Here is a 12,254-nt window from a genome sequence, read left to right on the forward strand (position 1 = left end):
GTTTCTTATTGAACAAACGTTCTCCGTTAGCTTAGAAACTTTTCATTATAAATATGATTTGGTTCTTTTCATATCCGTCATCAAATAAGGATTATCCATCTTCATATTTTCAACGAGAGCACTTGCATGTGTTCGGTCCTCTTTCAACGCTTCCAATTCCCGATGGGTAATCCCTACCAATTGAATAAAGTCAACTCTACCATGTAGTGTGTTCATTCCTTCTACCTCAGTATCATTTACAATAAGTAAAGCTGTTATGGCAGACTCAATACCAATATGAATGGATTTTCCATTTCCCGCTATAAATTGTAATGGTTCAAAAGCCCTTTGTTTAATGTAGGTATAGCGAGCAAGATTAGATAGCATATTAATTGACCACAGACAATCCTCAATAGATTCTTCTTTTAATTTTATAGTCATTTCATATCCCCAACGACTCCATTCACCACCAAATGCTTCCTCATCGGTATAAAGTTCAGTCATTCCATAAGTCAGTAAATGCTTATACCCATTTGGAGATTGATAGATGCTATAACCATCCAAATATTCATTTCCACCAAACATGGAACGTTTATGTAAATCCGTTCCATAATGAACGGGTTTCTGATTCGTATAGAGTTTATCGAATACTTCATCAATGTCTTCCCATCCTGGTGCCCAATCCTCCTGATCTGCTGCATGCTTTTTATATTCTTCTAAATTCATTATAAATTACCCCCTTTGTGTTGATCGATCGCATACCACTCCAGTTATTTTCTAAATAATCTTTGATGTTCCTCAATTATCCTGCCCTTTACTTCAACAAACGAAAAAAAGGAGCTGCCTCGTAGGTACTCCTCCACTATCGTCACCCGTTAGCTTAATTCCGAGATCCCTATGGCAGACCGAGGGGGTATAGCCCCAATGCTTTAATATGGTGTTATGTGATGTCACAGTCCTCTTCGATAAACCTTATAAAATCTAATCATTCCACATTCTTGTTACTTCTTCTAATTCTAAGTCCTCGAATTGCATTTTATAGATATCTGGTTTCTTTAATTGATTCAAAAACTCCAAGCCAAAAGCTGGATCAAAATGATTCATCATCAAAGTCATTACAAGACCATGAGTCCCGATTGCTATTTTCTTCCCTCTGTGCTCTTTTAATATGGGTTTTAGAACTGAGATTGCTCTTTTCTGACAATCAGCATTAGACTCTCCACCCGGCAAGGTATAATTAGGGTCATTAAAACTCTCTCTGATACTAGACATTAACTCTAAATTTTCAATAATATTAGATGCAAAATGACGTTCTCTAAGATCTTCAAATACTTTAATATCTAACTTTAAGTGCTCGGCCAATCCCTCAACACTAAGAATTGCTCGAGTATAAGGACGAGAATCGAGTAGAATGAAAAAAGTAAATCCGTTCTTTCATGGTAGTTGAAAAAATGTAACCAATTCGCGCTGCTGAATGCAAGGAATGTAACAGATGCCAAAAGCCTGTGCCTGAATTTTCGGGAACTGTAAGTTTGTCGGTAAAAACCATTTACACAAAATAATTTACGCTCCCATGATAGGTGTTCTAGATAGCTCATCCAATACCTTCCAAGAATAAAATGCAGCAACCCTTTCAGGGTTGCAAATTATGTAATAGTTTGGATGAAATATCCTCACCTATTCCTGCATTCCCTTTCAGTTGTTCCAAGCTTAGTAAGGCGATTTTGTTGCAGCAGTTTAAAGTGGATCCCCCTTTCAAATCAATCTCAAGCCTACTTTCATAAAAGCACAACTTTCTCTTAGGTATTTATTACCATCTTCAACAGTTACACAATATTGATCGAAGGAAATTATTCTTGTTACTTCAACAGTTTTACCCCAAATTCTTATTTCTACCAGGCAGTTTAATTGTAAACATTCATTTAGGTGCTTATCTGTTAAGATTAATCTTTTCATATGAAATCCTCCCTTAACATAATAAAAGCACACGCAAATTAAAGGTATTTAAACCTGAAATTTACGAGTGCTTCTCGTTTCAATATAAGTATTGTTAAGTTCCGTTGAACCTAAAGTTCGTTACTTGCTACATATTTTTCATAAAATATTTGATCTATATGTAATAATTTATTATATTCGCTACTTCTTGTCTACCAAAAATTATTTATTAATATCTACCACCATAAGATGTATTACTCATACGTTATTGCTGACAGTGCCTAAATCATTATGTTCCTCTGCTTCTATTAAGCCTTGTTTTTCTCCTGACATTAACATCTAGAAAAATGGCCGTTTAGGTAAAGCAGTTGTTATTCAAGCCCGGTCTTCCATTTCTACTGCTAATATTTCACACCGGTATGTATTAAGAATTTATCTCACGTGAACTTACTTCATTTAGAGAGGGGAAAGGTGGCAGAGAAAAGGGTAAATTACGGTCGCAACAACTTAATATCCTCACGGTACTGTATTCCAAAGTGATGAAATCCTGCGAATGAGTAAACCCGCCAATACCTACCCCACTATTTCAAATCCATCGATATGTTTTAGGCGCGGACTCGCAGTTTGATAGATCGCTCTTGAGAGTTTACACAATATTCTTGACAGACTCTGACTTATTTAATTGTGTAATTTTTATCTGATGTCTAATCAATATATTTTTCACAGTTATCTCTGTAGTTCTTAGGATTCGAGCAGTTTCTTTATAACTTTTTACATTCGAATAAACTTGAAATAAAAGGCTAATCCAAGCAAACGAATTTCTTTCGGGTATTTCTATTTTTTTATCTTGTATACGATTCCTTTTGTTTAATTTTTGAGCTAATTGAATTTTTTCTTTATATAACTTATATACTTCCTCTTCTTTCATTTCCCAAAGCCAACCTTTATCCTTAACATAAATTCCGTCCATGTTTTGTAAGGTTTCTCTATTGCATTTCTTAGTAAAGGTATATCCACAATTTTCACATTGAAATGTTCCATAAATTACATCTCTAAAACAATATCTTTGACATACTACTATAGATTTTTGTTTATATTTTGAACATAACTCATTAAGGCATTCCCAAGGACCCCGGCCAAAAGGGATAAAAGGTTCTGTGTCTGTCATTTTTTGATTTAGGAAATTACTCACTGAACCTGAAAAATAAATCATGAGTAAAATATGAATCAATATATTATAATGATTACCTTGAAGATTTAAGTAGATTTGTGCAAATTTTCTATGAATCTGATTAATTGTTATCCCTAAAACTTCTAGATTTTCAACTGAGAAAAAGCCCAAAAAATCTTGTTTTAAACTTTTATTTTTTTTCATCAATCCATTTGGTGAAATGTACCCTTTTTTTAATGCATAATCTAAATATCTTTGTCTAATCAATTCAATATATATTTTCTTTTCATTTTGGATAAAAAAACTTGTATCATCTGCCACTTGATGTATCAATTTCTCAAGGGCACCGGTGTATACAGTATGTTGTGCGAATGACGGTAGATAATGTTTATTACTACAATAGGGTATGCCTAACAGCCTTCTATTATAATATACAAAAGGTTGTTGGCACTCAGGACACGATGATATTAGATATGTATGGTGATTAGGGCAAACCTGAACAAATTTATATTGATGAATTCTATGTACGTAAGATTCGCCAAACTTCTGATAATCTTCTAAAAGACATAGGGGACAATATCGAACTTGATTTGAAATCATATGCCTGAGTTGATCGCTACCAACTACAATCCTTCCTTTTGTCATACCAATATCTTTAAGAATGTTGTGATATTCTTTATCTGTATAAAATGGTTTCATTAAGGGTAAATAAGAATGTTCTTTGACTATACTATCTAAAGAATATGAGTGTTTGCCTGGTATATTATTTAATAAAATCAATAGGTTTTTAGGAAGAATAAATCTATTTCTTATCGTTTTAACCTGTAATAATTTATACATGATATCTATCATATAAGGGGTACCGGATAACTTGAAAAATCGATACACAATACTTCCAAAATCCTCATCAGGATAGGGGTTCGGGAAAAAATTAAGCAACGGTCATCTACCTCCATACTAAATTAGTACTCTTCACAACGTTACCCATAAAATTAGGAAAATGCATTTTTATTTGTGATTTTCATAAATGAGTTACTTGGAAATCAATTTAACTTCCTAAACGCTCTATCATTATTGATTATGAATCTATAAAACTAGTAATTTCCGATTTCAAGAAAATTATACTCTGGATTTTTGGTCAATTTAAGCAAGTAGTATCATATTTTTGTTTCATAATATTTACGAAGATTTTAGCCACATTCACACATTATTTTGCATTTTCTAAACTCCTATGAAAGAATGACTGCCGCAAAAGGGACATGAATGAGTAGACCACACCGGGGGATTTAGTATCCAAAGTGCTAGTATGCTTTCCGATTCTCACAAAATCTTTCTTCCAAACAAGCAGTAATGCAACTTAGCGCATATTGACCCGGCTTCTATTATTAGCCTGGGTATCGCTATTATGAATTATTTCTCAATTATTTCTCTGATCGTTGCTTGGATGTTACAAACCGTAGCAGCTAGGTGGTGAAACCGGGAGAACGTGCTTTAAACTAGTTTGCCCCGATATGGAGCATGGAATAAATGTAGAGCCATTCTATGGGACAATATCACTCGATACGTTCATGTTCAGGGAATCGGTTTTCTTTACTGTTTTCTTTGTCTTTACTAATTGTAAATCATTAATTTAAGGTAAGTTTTAAGCTCCATGCTTTTTAACTCCCGCAGCAGCGTGAGATATTTGCAATGTACAGAGCAATAACCATAACAACAAAAGAAGCGCCTACTTTTGAAGTGCTTCTTTTGAATATTCTCTACAATTTTCTTCTGTTTACATTTGTAAAACTCACTAACGAATTATATTTTCCACTAACACACTTTATTTTCCACTAACAATCTTTATTTTCCCTCATCAGTTAATTTCGGTATTTGCAGATCTAAATAATTCACCCACCCATTTCATAATCCACTTTCTAAAGGCAATCGCAATAATAACCAGTACCGCCACGATCATTAATATTTCAAGGGTACCTAACCCATCCTCATCCTCCCAGAAGCCGCTAACTGCCTCACTCTTCCATTTCATGACCCTTTCCCCTCTCTATGCTTAGTTACAGCTATCCCATGATCAAAACTGCTGGTGCGGCTACTACAACCATTACTACCATGAAAATAACTACCATCGGAAAAACCATTTTGGATGACGCTTCCTCTCCTAACGTCTTAGCTAATGACTTTCGTTTCTCCCAAAGACTGAACGACAGCTCCTTTAATGACATAACCAGTTCATCGCCGCCCCTTTTGTAGTTGAGCAGCAGCGTGGTCGTGAATAATGACACCTCCTGTAAACCGCAGCGCTTGTTGAAATCCTCCATGGATTTAGTAAATGATACATTCATTTGTATTTCTTGAGCAGCTTTTGCCAGTTCTGCAAGAAGTGGGCTATCATGATAATTGGATCTACGTTCCACACATCTCATCAATGCTTTTTGTACCGTTTCTCCTGCATTTACAAGCAAAACAATTTGATTAACCATTTCTGGGAGCTCCAGCAGCATCTGCCTCTTTTTCTTTTGCAGCCTAACCGCCAGTTCTTTATAGAAAATAAACGGGAGCAGAGCAATCAAACAACAGCCGTAAAGCAGCATTTCCGCTCCGCTTTCAGAAACCCAGGATAATAAGGTGCTTCCAACGCCTACGACAATCACCACTGTAAGTACATTAGCTGCAAAACACTTGGTGCGAATAACAGCGGTTTTACTTCCGTGCAGCCCAGCCATTAATTGATGGACTCGGGACAAAGGCTCTGATAGGTGATCCGCTAACCGTAGTCGGTCCATCAGCAATAACGACAACGGCGCTATAAAAGGGATTTTTAAATAGCCATGTTGTTCCTTCAAAAAAACTTTATAACGGGGGGTCGCTATTAGTAGCAGCCATCCTCCAATTACAAGTTGTACGCAAAACAGAACAAGCATCGTCAACCGACTATCACACCTTAATGTTCATAATCATTTTTGTAACTGCAAAGCAACCAATCAGAATTAGTAAGGATACGGTCATAATTAAATAGCCCGCCCCTTGGTACATGGGCTCCATATAATCTGGTGAACTGAAGCTTAAAACGCCTATCACGATAAGCGGCGCGAAGGCAAGAACCTTAGATTCAAACCGCTTCTGTGACATCATAACTTGAATATCCTGCTGTATATCGAGCTTCTCTTGGATGATAGAGGCGGTCCGCCGGATCACGTGAACCAAATTCCCTCCAGTTCGTTTACAGGTCATAAAGACCTCTGTAAATTGTTGAATATCCTCCAAATTCGAACGATCGCTCAAATCCTTTAAAGTATTCTCGATTGTTTCTCCATTCAAGATTCGACGGTTTATCGTTTCCAGCTCCTTGACTATCAGTGTTCGAGGGTCAGGATACAGTAACCGCAGGTCTAACAGAGCTTCTTGGAATGCAGTTTCTACTGATTTGCCAGCACCCAACGAAGAAGAAATAGAGGCAAGAGCTTGCTTGAACTGCAGCTGCAGTTGATTTTTACGCTTACGTATTAATTCCTTCCGTCTAATAACTGGGTAATATAATCCAACCAATGAAAGCAGTAAAGCTCCAATGATATGCTTGTAAAAAACATAGCCAACAATTCCCAAGCAGCTGCCGGCAGCGATTACCGAAATGAGAATTTGTCCAGAAGTCATGACATACTCGTTATAATGGATCAAATTCCCATTTATATGTTCCACACGAGGCCGCTGGTTTCTCTTCAGCTGTGAAACGCCGATCCAACTAACGGCCCCAACTATGATGATCAAAACGACAATAGTCAGCCTTCTCCCCCTCCCCTGGCAAAGCGAATCCTAATGATAGTAAGGATTACAACATCATCCCTGCCATCGACAGTTTATCTGCTGATAGAAGCTTGCACCCCGTTGCCTGAAGCTCCCCTATGACTCTGCCATCCTTGTCCTCTCCTTTTTCAACAAATTGAAATAACGGATTCAGTTGTACTTCGCCTCCCTTCAAGCCTATAATTTCGCTAATTTCAGTAACCCTGCGTGACCTATCCCTTAGCCTATGCATATGAATCATCACATCAATCGCGGAGCATATTTGCTTGCGAATAACTTCTACAGGAAGAGAAGCGCCACTCAACACCATCGTTTCGAGTCTGCTGAGCATATCTTCAGTTGAGTTCGCATGACCGGTGGAGAGGCTGCCATCATGGCCAGTGTTCATGGCTTGCAGCATATCTAAGGCCTCAGAGCCCCTCACCTCTCCGACAATAATCCGGTTAGGTCTCATGCGAAGGGAAGATCTAATCAAATCACGAATCGTAATCTCCCCTTTCCCCTCTGTATTCGCATTCCGTGTCTCCAAGCGTACCAAGTTCGGAACCGTACGAATTTGCAGCTCAGCCGAATCCTCTATCGTAATAATACGTTCATCATCTGGGATGTATTGTGATAACGCATTTAGGAATGTTGTTTTCCCTGAACCCGTGCCTCCCCCAATAAAAAGGTTGTATTTTGCCTTAACCAGCCTAGTCAAGAACAAAGCGGCTTCATCGGTTAGTGCGCCCTTTTCGACTAAGTCGTTCAAAGTAAGCGGAGATTCTGGAAATTTGCGTATTGTCATTGACGGCCCCTCTATAGCCACCGGTGAAAGCACGACATTTACACGAGAGCCATCCAAAAGTCGAGCATCAACTATTGGGTTGGACTCATTAACAGCACGGTTCACTCGGGCAACTATAGCCTGGATTACATCCTCAAGCTTCTCTTTGCTTTCAAACCTTACCTCCGTTAATTGCACGCGGCCGTTCTGCTCGATAAAAATTTGATCATGACGATTAATCATAATTTCCGTTATCGCGGCATTATCGACTAGCGGCTGTAGAACATCCAGTCCTCGGAACGAATTAAAGAGTCGCATAACTAACTGATAGTTTTGTCCAGCTGTCAAATATCCATCGAACGAATAGCTGAACACCTCCTGCTCGATCATCTCCATAAGCTGCTCGTTGGTTACGGAAAAGGATAAATCCAATTTTTCTTTAATAGTATGTTTCAATGATGTAACGGTTTCATCCATCCACATTCGATTGTCCTCCCTGGAATAGAGCTTTAATCCACGGAAGAGCCGCTAAGCTTTCGCTAAATACGCCTCGTGTTTGTAATACATCCATCGAACCGATCGCTTTCCATTCAGGAATATAGGGAAGATAGCCTGATACGGGTACCTGAAGTGCTGCAATCCCATGGTTCATTGATCCGCTAAACTTGTTGACTACCAATCGCAGCTTCTGGCCGACCTCATTTGTAGAAAATACCTCCATTTCAGCTAAGTGCCGCATTTGCAGCATCGTTTTTTCCATGTGTATTCGATCATCAATTACGAGCCACAAGACTTGATCGCTTAGTTTAAGCGACGCTGTAATTCTAGGATAAAGCGACGAATCTAGATCGAGTAATACACAATCATAACCTCCTGTTGCTAGCACCGCCTTTATCATTGATTCCGCATCTTTTTCTGTCATTTCGGACATTTCTGCTGAATGCGATACTCCAGGAAAGAAATCAAACCCCATAATATGATGCTTGCGTTTATAACGCTCAAGCTTAGCAGTCTGTACTCGAGGATCTGTTTTACCATAATAAAGCATCCGAGAAAAGCAATTCTCTTCCTCTTCAGCACCTGCCCCTTTTAACCACGATGGGGAAGGTAATTGTTCAAAATTTAAATAAAAGACCCGCTTTCCTTGAAATGTGAGCTCCCTCGCCAGATGTACCGCAGCTAATGTTTTACCGCTGCCTCCCACAGCGGAATATACAGCAATAACCTCCGAGCTACGATTCCCCCTAAGCATCCTATTCGAGGTAAATTCGTTAAAATGCGATACAATACGTGACAACAGGTGATTTAACGGCTGGTATTTACAAAGCACTGGGTATTCTACAATATCCTCTGGAGCCAAAGTATCACTAAGTATGATCAAGCACCCATGCTGATGATGAAACACAAGCTCAGGCAGCGGCATAAAGCTTTCATGAACGAGTAATATATAAAGCTCCTGTGAATGTCCGATATAGGAGAAACCTTGCTCTTTCGTTGTAAACACACTCATTGTAAATGTATCCGCATGCTCTGAGGACCGGATGTATGTAGAGATCATATCGATAAAATAACTATCCTTCTCAAGTAAAACCAGCTTCATCTTAGACATAGACTTCAGTCCATTCCCCCTTTTTGCTGTAGCTTGAAGCTCACAAAGCCCCCTTTAGCTGTAAAATTCCACTGCCTATCAGAACTGCCGATAGTATCGCCAGTACGACTGCAGCTTTAACTTTGTTTGAAATAACCAATCGCCTCCTGAAATATGAACGCAAAAAAAGCACTCACTGAACAAGAATTACTCTTGATCAGCGGTGCTTCCGCTTACAGTTCTATTAATATTACTTGAATTATAGCACATTAAAAGGATTTATCAACTATTTTGGATTAATTTGTTTGATTGTGCTTCAGTAAATATCAATGTATATTGTGTGCCCTTGCCGACTTCGCTCTTGATATCTATTTTGCCATTCATTTTTTTGATTATTCCAAATGATACCATTGTACCAAGACCTGTTCCTTTTTCCTTTGTTGAATAATAGGGTGTCCCCAGTCTTTTAATTTGATCAGCAGTCATACCAACACCCGTATCGCTAATTATTATTTCAACATGATGATTGATTTTAATAACTTTTATTTCTAAAACACCCTTATTATCCATAGCTTCAATAGCATTCTTACCAATATTTATTAACGCTTGTCGAAATTTATATCGGTCACCGATAATAAATAGGTCATCATTTTCGGATACGATTTCATTTATTTCAATATGATTGTAATTTGCGTAAGTCAATAGAACATTAGACATATAACTAATCTCGTCTTTAATATTGATCTTCTCAATAATTTCAGGATCCGGCTTCGCGAGTGAAAGATAATCTGTAATAATTAATTGCGCGCGATCCAGTTCCTCCAGGCAAATTCTCTGGTAAAGAATCTTCTTCTTTTCTTCTAAATTTTGTGCTCCGAATAATTGGATAAACCCTCGCACTGTTGTAAGTGGATTCCGAATCTCATGAGCTACAGATGCAGCCATATCGCTTACGATTTTCATTTTCTCACTTTTTACAACCTCTTCTTGCATGTGAAAGTATTTATTCAGAAATTCTATTAGATACACGCATACACCGATAATTAATCCTTGTAGTAAATAAGTCTCAAAGGTTGTTATCACACTATGAAATAAAAATTTAATATTTTGCGTAAATGTGTAATAAATAGAAAATGTTATTAATTTAAACAGCGTGCACAAAATAACTGCTGTTATGATCTTTTGATATAATTTTAAATAAGTATACTTTCTATGGGATAAAGCAAGTATTGTAAAGCCAGGTACAGTCGCTACAGCATACAGCAAATTGACTGGACTACCCAATATATGCCGATACGTGATAAGGGTTGCAAACAAAAGAATAGATACCTCCAAACCTCCATATAGCGCACCAAGCACTAGGGGGATGGAGCGAAAATCATATACCATTCCACTTATAGTGAGTGGGAAAGACATCGTTATTACTAAGGCAAAGGAGAACAAAATGTACAACAGAAATTTGTATAAGCGCACTCTGCTTTTGGTTCTATATATGTACGGATAAAAGACTAATGGAGAAAAGATAAAGAATATATTAACTATAAAATCTTTGAAATAACTTAACATAGATGCCTTGCCTCCGGCTTAAGCTATTTTTTTGTCTTTCTTATCCAAAATACGTCAATTGTAAATTCGACAATATTGGCTGCTTTCCTTCTGTGAACCGATGGATATTTAAAAATAAACATAACAAAAACAGCCCGTTCCATAGAAGAATGAGCTGTTTAGTAAAATCCAAGTGATCACGCTTGGTTCATTACTTTCAAATATCCAATGGCTTTGTCATAAGCTGCCGGATGCATATACCTTTGAGCCAGCTCGGATTTAGCCGATTGAAAAAACATGCGCACAAGCGAGCTGCTCGTCAGCATATCAGGCGTGTACGGCGATAAATATATCGTGTCCGCTGAAGTTGTATTACGAATATATTGTTCCATCTGGAGCTCGTAATCCAAATCAGTTACATTTCGAATCCCCCGAATAACTACATCAATCTGATGAGCGTTTATATAATTAGCAACAATACCTTCAAAGGGTACAATACTTACACGGTTTAAAAATTCGCTGTCCACTGATGCCTTAACTAATTCCGTTCTTTGCTCCAATGAAAAATAATGTTTTTTAGAACGATTGTTAGCAATAATAATATGCACATTTTCGAACAGCTTTAAGGCACGTTCAATTACCGACAAATGTCCTAATGTAATAGGATCAAAGCTTCCGGCATAAATGGCTTTCATAATCTTCCTCGAACCTTCACCCTTTTGATATAGCACTGCGAATTAGCTTGAACCCTCTCGTTCATTCAATTCTCCCCTTTTCCGATGATTGTGATCGGCGTTCGGATCATTCAGCTCCACAGCAACGGCTACTCTACTATATGGCTCTATTAATTACGGCAATTTCCCATAGCTGCTTCGGCAGTCGGTAGCGCGTCATAGTCGCCTCCTGCTTATATACTATATGCCACTTTCGGAACAACTGATCGATTTGGTGCTCGTTGAAATACCGCTTCCGACGCCCTTCATGCTCATAATAATTAGGCTCTAGCTCAATCCCTTGACCTGCCCCGAAATCCACATCATGGACTGAATTCAGTCTGCATAATAGGCTCCCATTAGGCAGCAGCACGCGCTGCAGCTCCTCAAGAACGGCTTGTGTATCCGACCAGGAAAAGTAGTGCAAGCTTAGGTCTGCGATGACAGTCATTGCACTGTTCGATTCAAAAGGAAGCTTTTCCAGCAGGTTTACCTGCATGGTTACAGCGTCTGGCACATACTGTTGAACCCGCTGCAAAGCCTCCTCTGATAAATCGCATGAAATGACAGGATACCCTCTCTCACTTAAATAAAGAGTATCACAGCCAACCCCACAACCAAGATCAATCACAGGAACATTCCGTGAAGCTTCCAGCCGCGCCGAATGCTTGTCAAGCCAGTCATCATAAACGGGCTTACTATTATTCATCTCAGCAAATATTTGATTCCAATAATTTAGTTCTTTCTCCATAGTAG

At 38.2% G+C, this 12,254-nt stretch carries 12 protein-coding genes; all 12 read right to left on the reverse strand.

The annotated features are described in order from the left end of the window. Positions 1–45: 45 nt before the first annotated feature. The gene (locus GC093_RS27710) at positions 46–705 is read right to left on the reverse strand and encodes a suppressor of fused domain protein (RefSeq protein ID WP_171655175.1); all 660 of its coding nucleotides are present in this window, start codon (positions 703–705) and stop codon (positions 46–48) included. A 255-nt stretch (positions 706–960) separates the two neighbouring features. After that, complete coding sequence (locus GC093_RS27715) at positions 961–1,392, reverse strand: histidine phosphatase family protein (protein ID WP_171655313.1); 432 nt, start codon at positions 1,390–1,392, stop codon at positions 961–963. Positions 1,393–1,734: 342 nt separating this feature from the next. Next, positions 1,735–1,935, reverse strand: coding sequence for a hypothetical protein (locus GC093_RS27720; RefSeq protein WP_171655176.1), 201 nt, complete (start codon positions 1,933–1,935; stop codon positions 1,735–1,737). 625 nt (positions 1,936–2,560) lie between these two features. Continuing rightward, the gene (locus GC093_RS27725; protein ID WP_171655177.1) at positions 2,561–4,024 is read right to left on the reverse strand and encodes a TnsD family Tn7-like transposition protein; all 1,464 of its coding nucleotides are present in this window, start codon (positions 4,022–4,024) and stop codon (positions 2,561–2,563) included. A gap of 916 nt (positions 4,025–4,940) precedes the next feature. Then, positions 4,941–5,114 (reverse strand): Flp1 family type IVb pilin, encoded by a 174-nt coding sequence (locus GC093_RS27730; protein WP_171655178.1) that lies wholly within the window; start codon positions 5,112–5,114, stop codon positions 4,941–4,943. Between the two features lie 31 nt (positions 5,115–5,145). Then, positions 5,146–5,928: a type II secretion system F family protein gene (locus GC093_RS27735; protein WP_246315499.1), complete on the reverse strand. Its 783-nt coding sequence runs from the start codon at positions 5,926–5,928 to the stop codon at positions 5,146–5,148. Between the two features lie 91 nt (positions 5,929–6,019). Continuing rightward, the gene (locus GC093_RS27740; RefSeq protein WP_246315508.1) at positions 6,020–6,850 is read right to left on the reverse strand and encodes a type II secretion system F family protein; all 831 of its coding nucleotides are present in this window, start codon (positions 6,848–6,850) and stop codon (positions 6,020–6,022) included. A gap of 61 nt (positions 6,851–6,911) precedes the next feature. Next, the gene (locus tag GC093_RS27745; RefSeq protein ID WP_171655179.1) at positions 6,912–8,135 is read right to left on the reverse strand and encodes a TadA family conjugal transfer-associated ATPase; all 1,224 of its coding nucleotides are present in this window, start codon (positions 8,133–8,135) and stop codon (positions 6,912–6,914) included. Further along, on the reverse strand, positions 8,122–9,252 hold the full coding sequence (locus GC093_RS27750; RefSeq protein ID WP_171655180.1) for an AAA family ATPase: 1,131 nt from the start codon (positions 9,250–9,252) through the stop codon (positions 8,122–8,124). Before GC093_RS27750 ends, GC093_RS27745 begins: the two co-directional genes overlap by 14 nt. Before the next feature lie 270 nt (positions 9,253–9,522). Continuing rightward, on the reverse strand, positions 9,523–10,806 hold the full coding sequence (locus tag GC093_RS27755; protein WP_171655181.1) for an ATP-binding protein: 1,284 nt from the start codon (positions 10,804–10,806) through the stop codon (positions 9,523–9,525). 176 nt (positions 10,807–10,982) lie between these two features. Beyond that, complete coding sequence (coaD, locus tag GC093_RS27760) at positions 10,983–11,480, reverse strand: pantetheine-phosphate adenylyltransferase (protein ID WP_171655182.1); 498 nt, start codon at positions 11,478–11,480, stop codon at positions 10,983–10,985. Between the two features lie 136 nt (positions 11,481–11,616). After that, positions 11,617–12,249 carry a class I SAM-dependent methyltransferase gene (locus tag GC093_RS27765; protein ID WP_171655183.1) on the reverse strand — a complete coding sequence of 211 codons (633 nt, stop codon included), beginning with the start codon at positions 12,247–12,249 and terminating at the stop codon, positions 11,617–11,619. Positions 12,250–12,254: the final 5 nt, after the last annotated feature.

Origin of the sequence: Paenibacillus foliorum (assembly GCF_013141765.1) — a bacterium.
In the GTDB taxonomy this organism is placed as follows: domain Bacteria; phylum Bacillota; class Bacilli; order Paenibacillales; family NBRC-103111; genus Paenibacillus_S; species Paenibacillus_S foliorum.

Bases quoted from the DNA above. Each gene is read 5' to 3' on its own strand.
- GC093_RS27755 (WP_171655181.1), bottom strand. From the start codon at position 10,806: ATGTTAAGTTATTTCAAAGATTTTATAGTTAATATATTCTTTATCTTT.
- GC093_RS27745 (WP_171655179.1), bottom strand. From the start codon at position 8,135: ATGTGGATGGATGAAACCGTTACATCATTGAAACATACTATTAAAGAA.
- coaD (WP_171655182.1), bottom strand. From the start codon at position 11,480: ATGAAAGCCATTTATGCCGGAAGCTTTGATCCTATTACATTAGGACAT.
- GC093_RS27730 (WP_171655178.1), bottom strand. From the start codon at position 5,114: ATGAAATGGAAGAGTGAGGCAGTTAGCGGCTTCTGGGAGGATGAGGAT.
- GC093_RS27710 (WP_171655175.1), bottom strand. From the start codon at position 705: ATGAATTTAGAAGAATATAAAAAGCATGCAGCAGATCAGGAGGATTGG.
- GC093_RS27765 (WP_171655183.1), bottom strand. From the start codon at position 12,249: ATGGAGAAAGAACTAAATTATTGGAATCAAATATTTGCTGAGATGAAT.
- GC093_RS27720 (WP_171655176.1), bottom strand. From the start codon at position 1,935: ATGAAAAGATTAATCTTAACAGATAAGCACCTAAATGAATGTTTACAA.
- GC093_RS27750 (WP_171655180.1), bottom strand. From the start codon at position 9,252: ATGAAGCTGGTTTTACTTGAGAAGGATAGTTATTTTATCGATATGATC.